The sequence below is a fragment of the Campylobacter sp. BCW_6461 genome, from assembly GCF_001762735.1.
GTDB classification, from domain to species: Bacteria; Campylobacterota; Campylobacteria; order Campylobacterales; family Campylobacteraceae; genus Campylobacter_D; species Campylobacter_D jejuni.
Map to the genome: position 1 here is coordinate 1 of NZ_MJXJ01000025.1, position 21,344 is coordinate 21,344.

Annotated in this window: 7 protein-coding genes, 2 tRNA genes, 3 rRNA genes and 2 pseudogenes; 9 read left to right on the forward strand and 5 right to left on the reverse strand. The window is 32.8% G+C overall.

Annotated elements, in window-relative coordinates; translation table 11 throughout:
* The first annotated feature begins 449 nt into the window (after nucleotides 1-449).
* From AJ882_RS07750 to AJ882_RS07790, 8 genes and pseudogenes are all read left to right on the forward strand, one after another.
* A 16S ribosomal RNA gene (locus AJ882_RS07750) occupies nucleotides 450-1,962 on the forward strand.
* A 102-nt stretch (nucleotides 1,963-2,064) separates the two neighbouring features.
* Nucleotides 2,065-2,140, forward strand: a tRNA-Ala gene (locus AJ882_RS07755).
* An 8-nt stretch (nucleotides 2,141-2,148) separates the two neighbouring features.
* Nucleotides 2,149-2,225: transfer RNA gene (locus AJ882_RS07760), tRNA-Ile, on the forward strand.
* Nucleotides 2,226-2,758: 533 nt separating this feature from the next.
* Nucleotides 2,759-5,814, forward strand: a 23S ribosomal RNA gene (locus AJ882_RS07765).
* A gap of 256 nt (nucleotides 5,815-6,070) precedes the next feature.
* Nucleotides 6,071-6,187 (forward strand): 5S ribosomal RNA (gene rrf / locus AJ882_RS07770).
* The 16S, 23S and 5S rRNA genes sit together here with 2 tRNA genes alongside, the layout of an rRNA operon.
* Nucleotides 6,188-6,292: 105 nt before the next feature.
* Nucleotides 6,293-7,689 (forward strand): annotated as a pseudogene (locus AJ882_RS07775) (PD-(D/E)XK nuclease family protein).
* 60 nt (nucleotides 7,690-7,749) lie between these two features.
* On the forward strand, nucleotides 7,750-11,496 hold the full coding sequence (locus AJ882_RS07785; RefSeq protein WP_070279725.1) for a class I SAM-dependent DNA methyltransferase: 3,747 nt from the start codon (nucleotides 7,750-7,752) through the stop codon (nucleotides 11,494-11,496).
* 1 nt (nucleotide 11,497) lies between these two features.
* Nucleotides 11,498-14,228: pseudogene (locus AJ882_RS07790) on the forward strand (pentapeptide repeat-containing protein).
* 29 nt (nucleotides 14,229-14,257) lie between these two features.
* On the opposite strand, the gene AJ882_RS07795 reads toward AJ882_RS07790, so the two are convergent.
* Together AJ882_RS07795 and AJ882_RS07800 are read right to left on the reverse strand one after the other, a co-directional pair.
* On the reverse strand, nucleotides 14,258-14,959 hold the full coding sequence (locus AJ882_RS07795) for an SIMPL domain-containing protein (protein ID WP_052801279.1): 702 nt from the start codon (nucleotides 14,957-14,959) through the stop codon (nucleotides 14,258-14,260).
* Complete coding sequence (locus AJ882_RS07800) at nucleotides 14,956-16,158, reverse strand: multidrug effflux MFS transporter (RefSeq protein ID WP_070279727.1); 1,203 nt, start codon at nucleotides 16,156-16,158, stop codon at nucleotides 14,956-14,958. The genes AJ882_RS07795 and AJ882_RS07800 overlap by 4 nt, the downstream gene beginning before the upstream one ends.
* Before the next feature lie 103 nt (nucleotides 16,159-16,261).
* Between AJ882_RS07800 and AJ882_RS07805 the strand changes: the two genes are divergently transcribed.
* Nucleotides 16,262-17,611, forward strand: a complete 1,350-nt coding sequence (locus tag AJ882_RS07805) for a DUF2130 domain-containing protein (RefSeq protein WP_002876427.1) — start codon at nucleotides 16,262-16,264, stop codon at nucleotides 17,609-17,611.
* 23 nt (nucleotides 17,612-17,634) lie between these two features.
* Here the strand turns inward: AJ882_RS07805 and AJ882_RS07810 are convergent, their stop codons facing one another.
* From AJ882_RS07810 to typA, 3 genes are all read right to left on the reverse strand, one after another.
* On the reverse strand, nucleotides 17,635-18,678 hold the full coding sequence (locus AJ882_RS07810) for a c-type cytochrome (RefSeq protein ID WP_002851947.1): 1,044 nt from the start codon (nucleotides 18,676-18,678) through the stop codon (nucleotides 17,635-17,637).
* Between the two features lie 177 nt (nucleotides 18,679-18,855).
* The gene (locus tag AJ882_RS07815) at nucleotides 18,856-19,503 is read right to left on the reverse strand and encodes a hypothetical protein (RefSeq protein ID WP_002851804.1); all 648 of its coding nucleotides are present in this window, start codon (nucleotides 19,501-19,503) and stop codon (nucleotides 18,856-18,858) included.
* On the reverse strand, nucleotides 19,503-21,311 hold the full coding sequence (gene typA, locus AJ882_RS07820) for a translational GTPase TypA (protein ID WP_002859745.1): 1,809 nt from the start codon (nucleotides 21,309-21,311) through the stop codon (nucleotides 19,503-19,505). The genes AJ882_RS07815 and typA overlap by 1 nt, the downstream gene beginning before the upstream one ends.
* Between the last annotated feature and the right edge of the window lie 33 nt (nucleotides 21,312-21,344).

The following is a 21,344-nucleotide window of genomic DNA, read 5'->3' on the forward strand; positions in this document are numbered from 1 at the left end:
ATATAAATACTTACACAAATATTTATACTATTTAATCCTTTGTTTAATCCCCTTTTAAGTTTAATTGGTTATACTTTCATTTCCTTTTTTTGAAAAAAGGACTTAAAATCTTTTAAATTATAAAGTTTCACTAGCTTAGTAGATTTTATAAATTAACTCTTTTGGTTTTTGTCTTATAAACTAAAAGCTTTTTTATAAATCTTGTTTTTTAATTTAAAAACTTTTCTTTTAAAAATGATTTTTTGTTTTGTTCTTTTAACTTAGTATTGTTATTCAAATCTTATTAGTCAATCTTTGAAATCTAAATAAGTGATCGATTGAGCCAGAAAGATTTAGGCATAAGTAATTATGTAAAATCTATTCAATCTAATAATTAAAAAGATTAAAAGTTTTTCTTTTAATCTTTCATAACTTTTTCTTTGAAGAAAAAGATTAAACTATCTATAATTTTTATGGAGAGTTTGATCCTGGCTCAGAGTGAACGCTGGCGGCGTGCCTAATACATGCAAGTCGAACGATGAAGCTTCTAGCTTGCTAGAAGTGGATTAGTGGCGCACGGGTGAGTAAGGTATAGTTAATCTGCCCTACACAAGAGGACAACAGTTGGAAACGACTGCTAATACTCTATACTCCTGCTTAACACAAGTTGAGTAGGGAAAGTTTTTCGGTGTAGGATGAGACTATATAGTATCAGCTAGTTGGTAAGGTAATGGCTTACCAAGGCTATGACGCTTAACTGGTCTGAGAGGATGATCAGTCACACTGGAACTGAGACACGGTCCAGACTCCTACGGGAGGCAGCAGTAGGGAATATTGCGCAATGGGGGAAACCCTGACGCAGCAACGCCGCGTGGAGGATGACACTTTTCGGAGCGTAAACTCCTTTTCTTAGGGAAGAATTCTGACGGTACCTAAGGAATAAGCACCGGCTAACTCCGTGCCAGCAGCCGCGGTAATACGGAGGGTGCAAGCGTTACTCGGAATCACTGGGCGTAAAGGGCGCGTAGGCGGATTATCAAGTCTCTTGTGAAATCTAATGGCTTAACCATTAAACTGCTTGGGAAACTGATAGTCTAGAGTGAGGGAGAGGCAGATGGAATTGGTGGTGTAGGGGTAAAATCCGTAGATATCACCAAGAATACCCATTGCGAAGGCGATCTGCTGGAACTCAACTGACGCTAAGGCGCGAAAGCGTGGGGAGCAAACAGGATTAGATACCCTGGTAGTCCACGCCCTAAACGATGTACACTAGTTGTTGGGGTGCTAGTCATCTCAGTAATGCAGCTAACGCATTAAGTGTACCGCCTGGGGAGTACGGTCGCAAGATTAAAACTCAAAGGAATAGACGGGGACCCGCACAAGCGGTGGAGCATGTGGTTTAATTCGAAGATACGCGAAGAACCTTACCTGGGCTTGATATCCTAAGAACCTTTTAGAGATAAGAGGGTGCTAGCTTGCTAGAACTTAGAGACAGGTGCTGCACGGCTGTCGTCAGCTCGTGTCGTGAGATGTTGGGTTAAGTCCCGCAACGAGCGCAACCCACGTATTTAGTTGCTAACGGTTCGGCCGAGCACTCTAAATAGACTGCCTTCGTAAGGAGGAGGAAGGTGTGGACGACGTCAAGTCATCATGGCCCTTATGCCCAGGGCGACACACGTGCTACAATGGCATATACAATGAGACGCAATACCGCGAGGTGGAGCAAATCTATAAAATATGTCCCAGTTCGGATTGTTCTCTGCAACTCGAGAGCATGAAGCCGGAATCGCTAGTAATCGTAGATCAGCCATGCTACGGTGAATACGTTCCCGGGTCTTGTACTCACCGCCCGTCACACCATGGGAGTTGATTTCACTCGAAGCCGGAATACTAAACTAGTTACCGTCCACAGTGGAATCAGCGACTGGGGTGAAGTCGTAACAAGGTAACCGTAGGAGAACCTGCGGTTGGATCACCTCCTTTCTAGAGTACAAAGTAATAAGTCTCACAACTATTACTTCAATATATAAACTCAATTGATTCTTGTTTAGATTTCAAAGATTGATGATAAAGCTAATTGTTTATGGGGAATTAGCTCAGCTGGGAGAGCGCCTGCTTTGCACGCAGGAGGTCAGCGGTTCGATCCCGCTATTCTCCACCATTTATTAAGGGCCTATAGCTCAGCTGGTTAGAGTGCACCCCTGATAAGGGTGAGGTCACAAGTTCAAGTCTTGTTAGGCCCACCATAAAAAAGATTTGAATAAAGAAGCTTTAAAATCTAAAGCAAGTATATAAAATAGATTAAATATAAAATATAAACTCTATACTTAGATTTATTTTTATCTTTAACTATAAAAGAATATACTTTAATAGATATAAGTAGCATATACATTATGCATTTATATTTATAATGATTATGTTAATATATATACTTCCTTTAGGTTTTAAACCTAAATGTTCTTTTAATTATCATTGTTAAGAGTCACAAGCAAGTTTTAATAAAAACAATTTTACAGGACTTGTTAAAGGATAAAACCTATTTATCTTTTCTTTAGTTTAACTTAACTTTTAGCTGTCTTCTCTTCTATGAATAAAGAGAATATTAGATTTAAGGATTATAAATTAAAGACAAGTTTCAAACTCACAGCTTAGTTGAGACTAAATCATTTAGTTTTATATTAAGTGTTTGAATGCTTTCCGTCTTAAGATAAAGAAGTCTTATCATAAAAACTTTAACAAGGAAGTGATGCGTTTTAGAATCAATAATAAAAGGTAAAAAAGGTAAGCTACTAAGAGCGAATGGTGGATGCCTTGACTGGTAAAGGCGATGAAGGACGTACTAGACTGCGATAAGCTACGGGGAGCTGTCAAGAAGCTTTGATCCGTAGATTTCCGAATGGGGCAACCCAATGTATAGAGATATACATTACCTATATAGGAGCGAACGAGGGGAATTGAAACATCTTAGTACCCTCAGGAAAAGAAATCAATAGAGATTGCGTCAGTAGCGGCGAGCGAAAGCGCAAGAGGGCAAACCCAGTGCTTGCACTGGGGGTTGTAGGACTGCAATGTGCAAGAGGTAAGTTTAGCAGAACATTCTGGAAAGTATAACCATAGAGGGTGATAGTCCCGTATGCGAAAAACAAACCTTAGCTAGCAGTATCCTGAGTAGGGCGGGACACGAGGAATCCTGTCTGAATCCGGGTCGACCACGATCCAACCCTAAATACTAATACCAGATCGATAGTGCACAAGTACCGTGAGGGAAAGGTGAAAAGAACTGAGGTGATCAGAGTGAAATAGAACCTGAAACCATTTGCTTACAATCATTCAGAGCCCTATGTAGCAATACAGGGTGATGGACTGCCTTTTGCATAATGAGCCTGCGAGTTGTGGTGTCTGGCAAGGTTAAGCAAACGCGAAGCCGTAGCGAAAGCGAGTCTGAATAGGGCGCTTAGTCAGATGCTGCAGACCCGAAACGAAGTGATCTATCCATGAGCAAGTTGAAGCTAGTGTAAGAACTAGTGGAGGACTGAACCCATAGGCGTTGAAAAGCCCCGGGATGACTTGTGGATAGGGGTGAAAGGCCAATCAAACTTCGTGATAGCTGGTTCTCTCCGAAATATATTTAGGTATAGCGTTGTGTCGTAATATAAGGGGGTAGAGCACTGAATGGGCTAGGGCATACACCAATGTACCAAACCCTATCAAACTCCGAATACCTTATATGTAATCACAGCAGTCAGGCGGCGAGTGATAAAATCCGTCGTCAAGAGGGAAACAACCCAGACTACCAGCTAAGGTCCCTAAATCTTACTTAAGTGGAAAACGATGTGAAGTTACTTAAACAACCAGGAGGTTGGCTTAGAAGCAGCCATCCTTTAAAGAAAGCGTAATAGCTCACTGGTCTAGTGATTTTGCGCGGAAAATATAACGGGGCTAAAGTAAGTACCGAAGCTGTAGACTTGCACACAACTTAGATTATTTAAGTTTAGAATATGAGAAACTAAGTTATATGTTTAGTTATATTTTTACTGATTTTTATAGAGTAAAGATAGAAATAAAACTTAGTAAAATCAGTAAAAATATTCTTAGACTAAAGTTAAGTAGTTTAAGTTGTGTGCAAGTGGTAGGAGAGCGTTCTATTTGCGTCGAAGGTATACCGGTAAGGAGTGCTGGAGCGAATAGAAGTGAGCATGCAGGCATGAGTAGCGATAATTAATGTGAGAATCATTAACGCCGTAAACCCAAGGTTTCCTACGCGATGCTCGTCATCGTAGGGTTAGTCGGGTCCTAAGTCGAGTCCGAAAGGGGTAGACGATGGCAAATTGGTTAATATTCCAATACCAACATTAGTGTGCGATGGAAGGACGCTTAGGGCTAAGGGGGCTAGCGGATGGAAGTGCTAGTCTAAGGTCGTAGGAGGTTATACAGGCAAATCCGTATAACAATACTCCGAGAACTGAAAGGCTTTTTGAAGTCTTCGGATGGATAGAAGAACCCCTGATGCCGTCGAGCCAAGAAAAGTTTCTAAGTTTAGCTAATGTTGCCCGTACCGTAAACCGACACAGGTGGGTGGGATGAGTATTCTAAGGCGCGTGGAAGAACTCTCTTTAAGGAACTCTGCAAAATAGCACCGTATCTTCGGTATAAGGTGTGGTTAGCTTTGTATTAGGATTTACTCCGAAAGCAAGGAAACTTACAACAAAGAGTCCCTCCCGACTGTTTACCAAAAACACAGCACTCTGCTAACTCGTAAGAGGATGTATAGGGTGTGACGCCTGCCCGGTGCTCGAAGGTTAATTGATGGGGTTAGCATTAGCGAAGCTCTTGATCGAAGCCCGAGTAAACGGCGGCCGTAACTATAACGGTCCTAAGGTAGCGAAATTCCTTGTCGGTTAAATACCGACCTGCATGAATGGCGTAACGAGATGGGAGCTGTCTCAAAGAGGGATCCAGTGAAATTGTAGTGGAGGTGAAAATTCCTCCTACCCGCGGCAAGACGGAAAGACCCCGTGGACCTTTACTACAGCTTGACACTGCTACTTGGATAAGAATGTGCAGGATAGGTGGGAGGCTTTGAGTATATGACGCCAGTTGTATATGAGCCATTGTTGAGATACCACTCTTTCTTATTTGGGTAGCTAACCAGCTTGAGTTATCCTCAAGTGGGACAATGTCTGGTGGGTAGTTTGACTGGGGCGGTCGCCTCCCAAATAATAACGGAGGCTTACAAAGGTTGGCTCAGAACGGTTGGAAATCGTTCGTAGAGTATAAAGGTATAAGCCAGCTTAACTGCAAGACATACAAGTCAAGCAGAGACGAAAGTCGGTCTTAGTGATCCGGTGGTTCTGTGTGGAAGGGCCATCGCTCAAAGGATAAAAGGTACCCCGGGGATAACAGGCTGATCTCCCCCAAGAGCTCACATCGACGGGGAGGTTTGGCACCTCGATGTCGGCTCATCGCATCCTGGGGCTGGAGCAGGTCCCAAGGGTATGGCTGTTCGCCATTTAAAGCGGTACGCGAGCTGGGTTCAGAACGTCGTGAGACAGTTCGGTCCCTATCTGCCGTGGGCGTAAGAAGATTGAAGAGATTTGACCCTAGTACGAGAGGACCGGGTTGAACAAACCACTGGTGTAGCTGTTGTTCTGCCAAGAGCATCGCAGCGTAGCTAAGTTTGGAAAGGATAAACGCTGAAAGCATCTAAGCGTGAAGCCAACTCTAAGATGAATCTTCTCTAAGCTCTCTAGAAGACTACTAGTTTGATAGGCTGGGTGTGTAATGGATGAAAGTCCTTTAGCTGACCAGTACTAATAGAGCGTTTGGCTTATCTTTAATAAAGCATCACTTCCTTGTTAAGGTTTTTAAGAAGACTTTGAATATAGATAATATTTAGAGTTTAATAGAAATCTTTCAAGTAGAGTTTGTATTAGAACTTGCTCTTAACATTGTTTTTTAAGTATTCTATATAAAAACTTATCAAAGATAAAAGATAAGAAAAGAAGAAAGAGAATAAAGAAAAAAGTAAAGAAATAAAAGATTAAGCTTTATTTTTTAAATTCAATCTTTCAAAGAATATTTAAATAACAATGTCCGTGATTATACAGATGTGGAAACGCCTTGCTCCATCCCGAACCAAGAAGCTAAGCACATCGTGGGTGATGATACTACGCCTTACTGGCAGGGGGAAAGTAGCTCATTGCGGACTTGTTAATTCTACTTAACTTGCCTATAAAATTAATAATCAGTTTTTTTAGTTTGTAATTAAAAATTTATTTACATGTAAAATTGTATAAAATTTGGAAAGTGATACATGGAAAAATTTATTGAAAGGTTGCTTGAAGAAGATATTAAATTTGAAAAAGATGTGAATAATGGTTTGAGTGATATAAATATATTTGATGCTTTGAATATTGAAACAAAAGAAAATTATCATTCTAAATTTATAGCTTATTTAATTGATATAAATAAGGATCATTATCAAAAAAATTTTGCAAAGGTATTTTTAGAAAAACTTGGTAAGAGTTTAGTAAATACGAAATTTGAAAATTTAAACATAGAAGATATAAAAAGCGTAGAAACAGAAGCCTGCATAAAAGATAATAGAAGGATAGATATTTTAATAACATTAAGTGATAAAAGATATATTATAATAGAAAATAAAATTTATGCAAAAGATCAAAAAAATCAATTGAAAGATTATATTAATTTTGTAAGAAAAAATATCAAAAATATAAAAGATTGTTATAAAAACATATTGACTATATATTTGCATCAAGATGAGTGTGCTAGTCCTAGTGATTATAGTTTGGGAAATTTTACAATAAAGACAAATTTGATTAAAGATAAAAATGAAAATAATGTTAGCTATTATTTGAAGATGGATTATATATGGATTAAGGAATGGATTGATGAGTGTATAAAAATATATGAAGAAAAATCAACCAAAGATCAAAAATTTATTCTTGATATACAAAACATTATTTTTACTCTAAATCAATACAAAAGTATTTTACAATGGTATATGACAGATGAGTATACTCAAAGAGATGATGTACTAGAATTTATTTTTCAAAACAATATAAAAATGCAAAATTTAAAAAATGCGATGATTTTATATAGATATAACAAAAACAAATCAGAGCTTAAAAATTTAAATGAAGAAAACTATAAGAAAGTTAAAGATATTATCCAGCATAAATGGAGCAACATCTGCGAATATATAATAGAAGAATTTTTTGATAGTTTTGAACACAAGGAAATTAAAATAGGTGATATAACTTTTATCGGCAATAAAATAGAAGAAAATCGTGTTAATCATGGTGTGTTTATATTTTATCCTATTGATTATAAGAATGAAAGCATATATCCATGTATATATATTTATTTTAAAAAAAATACTATGATATTATTGGTTTGACATTTGAAATTTCAAATGATGATGAAGAAGATATAGAAAATGAAAAATATAAAGAATGTTTAAAATTATTTAAAGATGTAAAAGAAGAAAATGTTAGAAAATATCAAAATCACTATTATTGTGATAAATTAATAAACAATGAAAAATTAGAAGGAGAATACGCTTTTATTTATTGGTTGATTGAAAATCAAAATTCTAAAAAAGATTTTATTCAAATTTTAAATGATTTTTTTATTAAAAAACCTATACAGGAAGCATATAAAGGTATTAATGATATATTAAATTCTTAAAAAATTTTATATAAAAGTAAAATTTGATAAAATACAAAATATTTTTTATAAAGGTTAAAAATGCATTTCACTTTGCTAAATGAAAAAGATTTTTTCAACCCATACTACCGCAAAAAGCAAATCATGCAAAATGAATTTGATATATTTAACAAGGCTTTAATGCAGTATTTAGAAAGACTTGAAAGTTCGCAAAGTGAAAATGAAGATTATCTTGTAGCTAATGCACTTAGTCCATTTTTAACCATGTTAAATTTCAAAACCCACATCAAAACCAAGCAAAAAGGCAAAAGTGAGATTGACTTATCCATCTCTAAAGATGAGTTTAGTAAAGACTTAGAAGTTCTTATTGAGGCTAAAAAGCCAAATTCAAAAGAATTTATCACTCATACAAAGGTAAATTCTAAAGCCTTACACGAGACTATTTTATATTATTTTAGAAATAGAGAGTATAGTTTTAGCTTAAAATTTATTATCATCACAGATTTTTATAAATTTTACATTTTTAAAATTAGTGAGTTTGAAGAGCTTTTTTATAAAAATCCAAGTTTTAAAAAACTTTTTGAAGAATTTTGCAACCCAAATTCACTTTTCAAAGGCAATACTGAAGAATTCTATAAAGAAGTAGCCAAACTCATAGAAAATTCCAAAGAAAACTTAAAAGGCTTTTTGATTGACTTGACGTTTTTAAAAGACAAACAAAAATCAAATTTTAAAAACCTAGCAAGTATTTATAAAACTTTTCATAGAGACTTTTTGCTAAGTGAGTTTAACCCCAACGATGCAAATTCACTCAACAATGCTTTTTACAAAGAGCTTTTATATATCTTAGGGCTTTGTGAGAGCAAACAAAACTCAAAACTCATCATCGCAAAAAGTGAAGAAAGCAAAGAAGAGCAAGGCACTTTCTACACCGCTATAAATTCTAAGCTTAAAGAAGAAAATTTTGAAACCATCTTAAAACTTTTGATCTTATGGCTTAATCGCATTTTGTTTTTAAAGCTTATAGAGTCAAATTTGGTGCGTTTTAATGATGATAAAAATTTGAAATTTTTAAATTTCAAAAAAATCCCTGATTTTGACAAGCTTAGCGAACTTTTCTTTGAAGTTTTAGCCAAAGAAAAAAGCACGAGAAAGAAAAGCGAATTTGCCTATCTGCCTTATCTAAATTCTTCTTTGTTTGAAAAACAAAGCATAGAAAACACACTTGAAATTTCAAGCTTAAGCAATGACTTAAAGCTTTTTTACTATAAAAACACTGTGCTAAAAGATGATAAATGTAAAGCTAAAAAAGGACAAGTGGGGCTTTTAGAATACTTGTTTGAATTTTTGGATAGCTTTGATTTTGGTAGCGATGATGAGCAAAGCGAAATTTTAAGCCAAAAAGAACTCATAAGTTCAAGTGTTTTAGGAAATGTGTTTGAAAAACTCAATGGCTACAAAGAAGGAAGTTTTTACACGCCAAGCTTTATCACTTCTTATATGTGCAAAGAAAGCATCACAAAAGTTGTACTTGATAAATTCAACGCTCAATTTGATCTTGATGCTAAAGATATAAGCGAACTAAGAAAGTCTTTAAGAAAAGAAGACAAAAAAGCACAAAAAGAGCTTTTAAACTCTATAAAAATTTGCGATCCTGCAGTGGGAAGCGGGCATTTTTTGGTTTCTGCTTTAAATGTTATGTTAAGCATTTATGATGAGCTAAATCTTTTTGATGAAGAATTTTATCTAGAAGTGCAAAACGATGAAATTCTCATCACGGGTAGAAAAGGCGAGTTTATAGAGTATAAACGCCCAAGCACGCCTAAAGATAAAGCCCATCTTATCCAGCAAGAACTTTTTCATACCAAAAAAGACATCATAGAAAACAACCTTTTTGGAGTCGATATCAACCCCAACTCATGTGAGATTACCAAGCTAAGGCTTTGGATAGAGCTTTTAAAACATAGCTTTTATCAAAGCTTTGATGATGGGAATTATCACGATCTTAAAACATTGCCAAATATCGATATAAACATAAAATGCGGAAATTCTTTGGTATCTTACTTTGAAACAGGCAAAAGCCTAAACCACTATCCTAACATCAAAGAACGTATCAACAAATACAAACGCATAGTAAAAGACTATAAAGAAGGCTTTTACACAGATAAAAGCCGCATCAACCAAGAGATAAAAAATCTCAAAATTTCTTTTAAAAATTTCTGCTTTGCGGATAAATTTAAAAAAGAAATGAAAGGCTTTAACGATAAATGTGAAAAATACTCTAAAAAATACGGAAATTTCTTAGCCGTAGATGATGAAAATTTGAAATTCTTTGTTAGTGCGAATTTGACTCTTTTTGACTTTGATGAAAAAGAAGCCACAAAAGAATTTGCAAATCTTAAAAAAGAATACGACAATATCTTTAACCTAGAAAGCAATCATCCTTTTGAATGGCGTTTTGAATTCCCTGAAATTTTGGACGATGATGGAAATTTCAAAGGCTTTGATCTCATCATCGGCAATCCACCTTATATAAGACAAGAAGAGCTTAAAGAACTCAAGCCCCATTTAGCTAAAAATTATAAGGTTTATAAAGGCACGAGCGATATTTATACTTATTTTTATGAACTAGGATTTAATGTTTTAAAAGATAGGGGGGGGGTATTGAGCTATATCACTTCTAACAAATACACGCGTGCAGGATATGGGGGAGCATTGCGTGAATTTTTGCTTAAAAATGTTAAGGTTTTAGAATACACTGATTTAAATGGCATAAAAGTTTTTGATAGTGCTACAGTGGATACTTCTATACTTTGTTTTGAAAAATCAAAAAGCAAAGATAATAAATTCAAATACCTTGCCCTAAGCAATGAAATTTTAAAAACTTGTGCTTATGACATTGGCTTATATAAGGACTATGCAGAATTTTCGCAAAATTCTTTAAGCAAAGAAAGCTTCACTTTTAGCGATGAGAATACTAGTGCCTTAAAGGCTAAGATAGAACGCATAGGAACTCCGCTTAAAGAATGGCAAGGACTTAATATATATCGTGGAATTTTAACAGGCTATAATGAAGCCTTTATCATCACCACTGAAAAAAGAAATGAAATTTTAGCAAATTGCAAAGATGAAGCCGAAAAAGAACGCACCGCTAAACTCATACGCAAAATGCTACGCGGACGCGATATAAAAAGATATAGTTACGAGTGGGCGGGACTTTGGGTGATAAATGCTCATAATGGTTACAAAAATCAAAATGGAGAAAAAGTAGAAGCGATAAATATAGAGAATTATCCTAGTTTAAAAAAGCATTTTGATGAATTTTATCCGCAACTAGAAAAAAGAGCTGATAAAGGCTTGACTCCTTATAATCTTAGAAATTGTGCGTATATCGAAGAGTTTGAAAGGGAAAAGATAGTGTATAGCGAAATTGTAAGAAAGCCACAATTTTATTTAGATACAAAGTTAAATTTTTATGCAGAAGCTACAAGTTTTATTTTAACAGGTGAAAATTTAAAATATCTTATTGCTTTTTTAAATAACGATTTTGTCGCTTTCATTTTTAAAACATTTTATGCAGGTGGAAATTTAGGAGAAAATGGTTTTAGATATAAAAAAGCATTTTTAGAAAAACTTCCTATACCAAAAATAAATTCTAAAAATCAAAAAATAGCCGATGAGCTTATAAATTTAGTCGATGAAATTTTAAAAGTTAAAGAGCAAGACAAAAACGCAAATACCCAAGAACTAGAAAACAAAATCAATTCTTTGGTTTATAAACTCTATAACTTAACTGAAGAAGAAATAAAAATCATTGAAGGAAGATAGTATGAAATATAAATGGATAGTTAAAAATGCTTATATTAACTTCAAGCTTAATAATTTATATATGCTAATTAACCCTTCACATAAAATCTATCTTAAAAAAGATATGTGTTATTGTTTTGAAATTTATATAAAATATAGAATTTTTAACAATTGTATTTTAGTTTGTGATATGTTGGATAATTGGTGGAAATTGATTTCTTCAACTCTTCATTTAGATAAAAGTCATATAAAATATAATTATCTTTCAAATACATTTATTGTAAGTGATTTTGAGCTTGGAATTAAACTAGAATCTAATTTGCTAACAAAATTTAATTTTGAATTTTATAATGGATTGATTCTCAATCAATTATCAATTACCAATGGACTATCCCTTAAAAGAGAAAACTATAATAAATCTTTGAAATTTTCAAATTGTAAGTTTAATAAAGAGTTTTGTATCGCTAGAATTAATATTGGCAAACAAATTGTTTTTGAAAATATATACTTTCTCAAAAATGTCTTTATTGAATGGGTAAATTTTAATGAAAATTCATACCTAAGGTTTTTTAAATGCAATTTTAAAAAGCAATGTAATTTTAAATATAATATTTTTTACAATGAAATTGATTTTTTGGATATTTACACTAACGAATTAATTTTAGAACAAAATATATTTAATAAATTTTTATATATCCAAAATTCCACCATTAATAATATTAATTTGTGGAAAAATAAATTTAAAAATAGATGTTATTTTATGGATTCTGTTTTTGGAAACAAAAACAATGAAAATATTAAATTAAATTTTTCAAATGCTCATTTTGAAGATAATGCTTATTTTAATAATTCTAAATTTTATAGTTATGCTGATTTTCACGAGTGTGAATTTGATGATATAGCTTGTTTTTATGGAGTGAAGTTTTATAAAACTCCGAATTTTAGCGCTTGTTATTTTAAAGAACCAAAAGCTGTAAATTTAATCAATGTCGATATAGATAAGCTAGATTTTAAATCAGTGGAGAAATATATAGAAGATAATTATAAAGATGAAAGTTACAAAAACGAAACCAAAGGAATACAAGATGAAAAAGAGATTTTTAAAATTCAAAATGAATATAGATTAAGATATGCTAAAAATTTAAAAGATTCTTTCAGGGTTATAAAAGATGTTTTAATCACTCAAAATAATACCTTAGAAGCTCAAGAATGGCATAAATTAGAACTTTATGCGAAAGAGAAAGAATTGGAAATTCAATTAAGTAAAAATAAAAATGACAATTTAAAAAAAGAATCTAAAAATCAAGTATATAATCCTAAGGATTATGAAAAAATAAATTCTTCAAGACTAAAAACATTAAAATCAAAATTAATGCCTTTAATTTTTTATTCTTTATTACCAATGGCGCATACATTATTTTTACCATTTCATTTATTTTGTACTATTTTTATAATAGTACAAATAATAGCAAAAATATTAAAATTATTTTATTATTTTTATATATCTTTTAGGCCTTTAGAATGGAATAAGTTTATAATTTTTTGGAAAGTAAAATTTAATCATTGTATAAAAAAATTAATGACTTTTGGAAGAAAAATGCTAGATTTTACTTTATGGTTTGATTGTATTTTATTGCAAGTTTATAGGAATACTAGTAATCATCATACAAATTTCTTAAAAATTTTAAATTTTACGATTTTAATGATTTCATCATATGCTATTTTTGGCTTATTATTTTTAAATAATATGGATTTTATATTATCTTTTGGTCCAATGGACAATAGCTGCAATGAATTATATCGTTTTATTAATGTTATTAATTATTTTTATTAGCCTTACAAGGCAATTATATCAACATGGTGCTATTTTATTATTTCTTATTTATAGTCTTTTTATAATCAGCATAGTATCATTTTTATCACCAATATACATTCCAGCTTTTTATTTTTTAATTTATTTTGTAGGTATATTAATTTCCTATCTTTTATTTATCTGTAAAATTAAACTTTTTGTTTTTATTTCGAGATTGTTTGCCTATATTTGTCTAATTGGGGTTGTTATTTTAAAACCTCAACTTATCAATCCTTTTGTAGGAATTTTTTCATCAGATAAACTTTATGAAAGTAAATTTGAAAAAAGGTTAAATGATTTAAATACGAGTGCTATTATAAATCTAGCAAGCATATTGCAAAATGATTTTAATCTCCATTTAAAAGATCAAAATATTTCTTTTACAGAGTTAAATTCAGCTAAAGCTTTGATAATAGCAAATAAAGAAAAATTAAAAGAAATTTTATCTAAAGTGTATAATGATAAATATGTAAGTGATTATAAAAAGGTTTTAAATGAGCTAGAAAATAACACATCAAATGTAAAAAATATCATAGAAGAGATAGACAATAAAAACAACAATAGCGTTGTATCTGCTCAACTTAATAAATTTTTAAAATTAAATTTTAGTCAAGAAATAGATATTTTATATGCGATAAAAAGTAATTTTTCTATATCTGAAAAACTATCACCTGAGCAAATGGCTCTTTTTGATCAAAAAGACAGTCAAGATAAATTAAAAAGTGTCTTGGCTCTTTTGAAATTTAAATCAAGTTTTGAAGGGATTTTAAAGATTATAAATCAAGACGAGATTACAGAAAACACCATAAAATCCACTGGTGTTTTATATGGCATTATCCTTTTGCTTTGTATATTTTCACTCCAAAAAACCGCACGAAAAAATTCCATAGTGCCAAGCTAAGCCTTAAAGCTTAGCTTGAAAATTCATCATCAGTCTTTTAAGTAGTATTCTATAGTAGAAACCACTCTTATGGTTTTGATGTAAGGGGTGTTTTTATCTCTGTTGCTGATGCTAAATTGCCCTTGAGAAGCCTTTTTTATCTTGCCTAGATGGCTGTTTGAATCTTGTGCGAATTTTATCGCTGCATTTCTAGCATTGAGCGTTGCTTCTTCTATCATTTGAGGTTTTATCTCATTGAGTTTAGTATAAAGGTATTCTATGTCATAATTATCGATTTTCGTTACTATGCCAAATTTTGCAAGACTTGAAATGTTTTCTAGTATGCTTTTTCCAAGCTTTATATTTTGCGTATAGATGAGTAAATTTGCAGTGCCTATGTATCGGTATGTAGCTTGAGTGTCGTTGCTATAAGGATCGCTTAAACGATCTATGATATTTGGCGAATTGTAGCTGATCTCATCTTCTTTTACGCCTTGTTCTTTTAAAAATTTAATGATATTTTCTTTATCTTGTTCTAGTTCTTCGTATAAATTTGTAAGATTGTTGTTTGATCTTGTGAATTTTATAGGAAGTATCAAAGTATCCGCTTCGACTTCTTTTTGACTTAAACCCTTTACACTTACACTTCTTTCAAGTGTTTTAAAATCACTTAAAGCCTTGTTAAATCCAAAAGCTAGAATCAAACTTGCCAAAACTATGGCTAAAGCCATAAAGATATTATTTGTTTTCATTTTTTCTCCTTTATTTTGATTAGAAAATATATCATATTTGCAACCAATACGCAAGCACACATTACAAAAGCAAGGATTATCGGCGTATTTGCGTTAATAGCCCCAACCACGAAGGAGATAAAGCCTGCAAAACCAAATTGCACCGTTCCAAGCACCGCAGAAGCAGTTCCGCTATGTTCTTTAAACCTTGCCATAGCCAAAGTCGTGGTATTGGGTGCGATGAAACCAAGTATAGCGATACTTGTAAAAATACTAAGCTCAAAAAGCAAGAAATTTGGGTGAAAAAAGGCATTTGCAAGTAAAATCACAGTCGATATAAACATTATCATCAAAGCTTTTGCCAAAATTTTTTCGCTTTCGTATTTTAAAACCAATCTCGCATTGATATTTGCACAGATGACAAAACCTAAAGCATTTGCCCCAAAAAGCAAGGCAAATTTTTGCTCACTTAAGCTAAAAAACTGCGTAAAAACAAAGCTTGATCCTGTGATATAAGCAAACATCGCCGCCAAAGCAAAAGAAGCACATAGTATATAAACTAAAAAGCGTTTATCGCTTAAAACAAATTTGTAGCTTTTCATCGCTTCATGATGGGAAAATTTTTTGTTTTTAAGATGAGGTGCGGACTCTTTTAAACCAAAAAGTATCATCAAAAAAAGTAAAATTCCTAAAGCAAACAAAGTCGCAAAAATACTATGCCATGAAAAATACTCTAGCAAAATTCCCCCAAAAGTTGGCGAAAGCATAGGAGCAAGAGAACTAAAAACCATCATCAAAGCAAAAATCCCTGCAGCTTCTTTGATCTCAAACAAGTCATTGACAATAGCCCTTGCGATAACCACACCTGCACAACCCCCAAGTGCTTCAAAAAATCTCAAAGCGATAAAAGCATAAATATCATCGATAATCACACAAAACAAACTCGAAACGATGAAGAAAAATATCCCCACCAAAGCTGGAATTTTACGCCCAAAAATATCACTTAAAGGCCCATATATAAGCTGTCCTAAAGCAAAAGCGATAAAAAAACTTGCGATACTAAGTTGGGTTAAAAAAGAATTAGTTTGAAAACTTTGCTCCACATGAGAAAGTGCGGGTAAATACATATCTGTAGAAAGTGGCGCTATGCTTGACATCAAAGCAAGGATAACGATGAGTTTAAATTTAGCAAAGCCGTAAATTTTGGTGTATTTTTGCATTTGTAATCCTAATTATTCTAAAAGAATGATTTTAACAAGTCAATCTTAGAATAATCTTTGTTTTTCTATGTTAAATTTAGAGAAAAATTCTAAGGAAATTTTTATGCTAAATTTAAATCAAAATGAACAAATCAAATGCCCAAGTTGCGGAAGTTTTATCGATATCAGCACTGCTTTATATACTCAAATTTTAGATAAAGCTAAGCAAGAAATGCTAAAACAAAAAAAAGAATTTGATGATGAGGTAAATGCTAAAAGAGCTGAATATACCAAAGCTTTAAACGATTTAAAAGCTCAAAAGATAGAACAAGAAAAACTTATAAGCGAGCAAGTAAGCCAAAAGCTTCTTTTAGAAAAGCAAAAATTTGAACAAGAACTTCTTATACAAAAGCAAAATTTCCAAAAAGAATTCAGCGAGAAATTTAACAAAGAGCATGAAAATGAAATGAAAATCATGCAAGAAGAACTCGAGAAAAAAAGCAAAGAGCTTAGCGAGTTTTTAAGCATAAAGGCTGAAAATGAAAGACTCAAAAGAGAGCAAAAAGAAAATGAAGAAAGACTGAAATTTCAAGCCAAAGAAGAGGCTTTTAAAGAATTTAAAGAACAAGAAAGCAAAAATTTGGAATTTGAAAGAGAAAAAATGCGTCTTGAATTTCAAAAAAGCACTCAAGAGCAAGATCTTAAATACAAAGAACTAGAAACGAATTTTAAAAGTGTAGCTCAAAAGCTAGAAGACGCACAACGCAGGATAGAACAAGGCTCACAGCAACTCCAAGGCGAAGCAGCCGAACTACTCATAGAAGAATACATACAAAGTGAGTATTTAAGCGATGAAGTAAAAGAAGTGCCAAAAGGCGTAAATGGAGCTGATTGTCTGCATATAGTAAAGGATAATTTTGGAAATATTTGCGGAAGTATTTTGTATGAGAGCAAACGCACTAAAGAATTTAATAAAGAATGGCTTGATAAGCTTAAGCTAGACAGCATAGCCGCAAAAAGTGATATAGCGGTTTTGATCACAAAAACTATGCCAAAAGATAAAGAAAAAACGCATTTTAAAGAAGGAATTTTGATCTGTACTTTTAATGAATTCAAAGGTGTTTTAGCAGTGCTTAGAGAAAGCATTATAAACGCTTATAAACTCAAAAATGCTTTACAAAACAAAGATGAAAAAAATCACATTTTATACGAATACTTAAATTCCAAGGAATTTAATACGCAAATCACTTTTATACTTAAAACTTATCAAAATATGAAAGAAGAATTAGAAGCTGAAAAAAGAGCTTTGCAAAATATATGGAAAAAAAGAGAAAGAGCTATAGAAAATCTAAGTTTTAATTCCACTGCCATAGTGAGTTCTTTAAATGCGATATTTAGCGACTTACAAGGTGGAAATTTGATAGGCGAAGAAGGGATTAAAAGTCTTGAAAATTTAGCCAAAGATGAGGATTAATTTTGGGCTAAGCCCAAAATTAATCATTCTCCTGGGAAGTGATTTGGATTTTTCCAAGGTCCGTATTTTACTTTTATGTATTCTTTAGGGTCTAAATTTTGTTGCGGTGAGGCAAAATACTCAGGTTTTAATGATGGGGATTTGCTATAAGCTGTATCAAGTCCTGCACGATTTTCTGTAGTAGTTATAGGCATTCTTACAAAACCTGTATTGACATAAGCTGCTATATCTAGTGCATCTTCATCGCTTAATATAGGATTATCCGCACTCGCACCAAAAGGCATGGCTGATTTTAAAAATCTTGCTAAAAATGGTATCATAGCCATGTGTCCACCATCAGGATAGATAAGTAAAGATGGATATAAATGTCCGCTACCTTGTTCGTAATTATCATTTTTTACCCCAAGTCCTCTTTCGCCATGACAAGCAACGCAATTTTCTTCAAAGAGCTTTTTCCCACGCACAGGGTCAGCTGGGCGATTTGGAAAATTCATCTTAGCAAAAAAATCTCCTTCAAGCTTTACGCCGTCTTTGATACCATAAGCTTCTTTTAGCCATTTAAAATAAGCTAAAATTGCTTTCATTTCTTTAGAATCATTAGGAAATCTATGAGAGTCAGTTCCGCCCATTCCGCGAATTCTATCTTCAACAGAGATGATTTTCATCGTTTCTATGTCAAGTCTTGGATAATTGTTTAGGATATTTAAAAATGGAATAACATATTTTTTTGTCCCTGGCAAACCATTGCCGTCATTGTCCATGTGACAGGAAATACAATTTACTTCGTTGCTTGTCTTTTTTAGCTTGCTATAGGGTCCTAGAGTACTTTCTGTCTTGCTTAAAAGCTCTATGCCATAACGGATTAAATCCCCTTGCTTGCCTTTTGGAACATCATTGATGCTTAAATTTTTATTTGGCCATTCTTGCACAGGTCTTTTGGAAAGTTCCTTAAAATACTCTACTCCTTCCTTGTCGCTTAATTCTTCTCCTACTTTGTAATCACTCACGCTTTTAGCACTAAGACTCAAACTAAGACATAAGCCAAGCAATAAAATGTTTTTTTTCATGATTTTCCTCCTTTTTATTTGCAGTTCAAATTGATTTTAGTGTATTTTTTCTTAAATATTAAGCATAATAAGAATAATTTAAATAAAATTAAATTTTAAAGTGTTACTAAAAGTAATATATTTTTAAAGTATATAATTAACATTTATTAAAATTTTATGATATTAACTTTATGTTAATTATTTAAATAGTTTGTTTTTTATAGAGTTTAGATTTTCTTCTAAATTTTTGAAATTGTTTTCAAAATCTTTTTTTATATCTATAAAAAAAGGATTGCTTAAAGTAGTGATAAGATAATGATTTTCTTTAGAAAAGATATGATTTAAAGTGAAATTTTTATCTGTAAGTTTGATATAAATTTGTTCTTCGTTTTCAAAGCTAGGATTTTTGTTTGCTTTTGAAATTTCGAGCAAAATTCCGCAAAAAAAGCGTTTGTTTTCGTCTAAAAACTGAATATCATAAATTTTAAAATCCTTAAATTCAAAGCAGTTTTGACTTTTAAATTCTTTCAAATCCTTTGTAAGTCCTAGTTTTAAAAAGTCTTTTTGACTTAAACTTTGCTTTTTAAATTTCGCCCCAAAACGACGCAAAAACAAATTTAAAGCATTAATTTGTAATTCTTTTTGTGCGAGTTTTAGTTTTTTGGCTGTAAAACGAAAGAAAAAAACACCCACAAAAACAGCTAAAATTACTGCGATTAAGGCATCTCTTATAAAAACAAAGGCTAAAAAACCTACAAGTAAGGCTTCGATAATGCTTAGGAATTTTAAGATTCCTAAGCGTTTAAGTATATAAAGTCTATTATTTTCTAAGCTTTTTAAATCCATTAAGATTTTGCTTTTTCCATTCTTTTTCTTTGAGTTGGGTCAAGATAGCGTTTGCGAACACGCACATTTACAGGTGTAACTTCTACAAGTTCATCTTCTTCTATCCACTCTAAAGCTCTTTCAAGACTTAATTTTCTAGGTGGCACAAGTTTGATTGCATCATCGCTTCCACTTGCTCTTACATTGGTAAGATTCTTTCCTTTGATAGGATTAACATCTAAATCATTTGGACGAGAGTGCTCACCTATAATCATACCGGTATAAACTTTAGTTTGAGGCTCTATGAAAAGTACTCCACGCTCTTGAAGGTTAAACAAAGAATACCCTAAAGCCACGCCATTTTCCATAGAAATTAACGCTCCATTATTACGCTTTTCAACCGCACCGCTAAAAGGACGGAATTCTAAAAAGCTATGATTCATCACACCTTCGCCTTTAGTATCGGTTAAAAACTGACTTCTAAAACCTATAAGTCCGCGTGCTGGAATTTCAAACTCAAGTCTTGTTTGTCCATCGCCCGTTGGTGCCATGGTTTTCATTTCAGCTTTTCTTTTGCCAAGTTTTTCTATTACTGCACCGCTAAATTCTTCAGGCACATCGATAACTAAATGTTCAAAAGGTTCTGTTTTAACTCCATCTTCAACTTTTACGATAACTTCAGGTCTTCCCATGCAAAACTCAAAACCTTCACGACGCATATTTTCAGCTAAAATAGTGATTTGAAGTTCGCCCCTACCGCTTACTTTAAATTTACCTTCGCCTGTGCTTTCGTATTTCATAGCAATATTAGTTTTCATTTCAGCTTCTAAACGTTCAGCGATTTTATTTGAAGTTACATGTTTTCCTTCAGTTCCTGCTAATGGTCCATCATTTACAGAAAATACTATGCTTAAAGTCGGCTCTTCAATGTGTAAAGGATCAAGTGGCATGGGATTGTTTGGATCTACAACGCTATCGCCAACATCTAAAGCTTCAAAACCTGCTATAGCTACAATATCTCCACTTCCTGCTTCTTCGATGTCCATTTTTTCTAAGCCCATAAAGCCAATGAGTTTTGAAATTCTACCATTTACCTTGGTACCATCAGCTTTTGCAAGCATTACGCTTTGGTTTTTCTTCACAACCCCATTGAAAATTCTAGCAATGCCTATTTTACCTACGAAATTATCATACCCCAAAGTGAAAACTTGAAGTTGCAAAGGATTTTCATCACTACCACTTGGAGCTGGAACGCGTTCAAGTATGGTTTTAAAAAGTGGCTCCATATTATCACTTTCATCGTTTAGATCAAGCTTAGCATAACCATTTTTTGCTGCAGCATAAACTATAGCAAAGTCAAGTTGCTCATCGTTTGCATCTAGGGCTACAAAAAGATCAAAAATTTCATTGATCACTCTTTCAGGATCGGCAGCTGGTTTGTCTATTTTGTTGATTACAACTATAGGTTTAAGCCCTAAAGATAAAGCTTTTTTAACCACGAATTTAGTTTGTGGCATAACGCCTTCTTGAGCATCTACTAAAAGCAAAACTCCATCAATCATTTTTAAAACACGTTCTACTTCTCCGCCAAAATCAGCATGCCCTGGAGTATCTATGATGTTGATTTTTGTACCTTTGTAATTGATCGCTGTGTTTTTTGAAAGTATGGTAATGCCACGTTCTTTTTCTATATCGTTGCTATCCATAACGCGTTCCGAAATTTGTTCTCTTTCGCTAAAGGTGCCTGATTGTTTTAATAATTCATCTACCATAGTGGTTTTACCATGGTCAACGTGAGCTATAACTGCTATATTTCTAATGTTTTCCAAATTTTCTTCTCCAAAGCTAAATTTTTAAAAGCT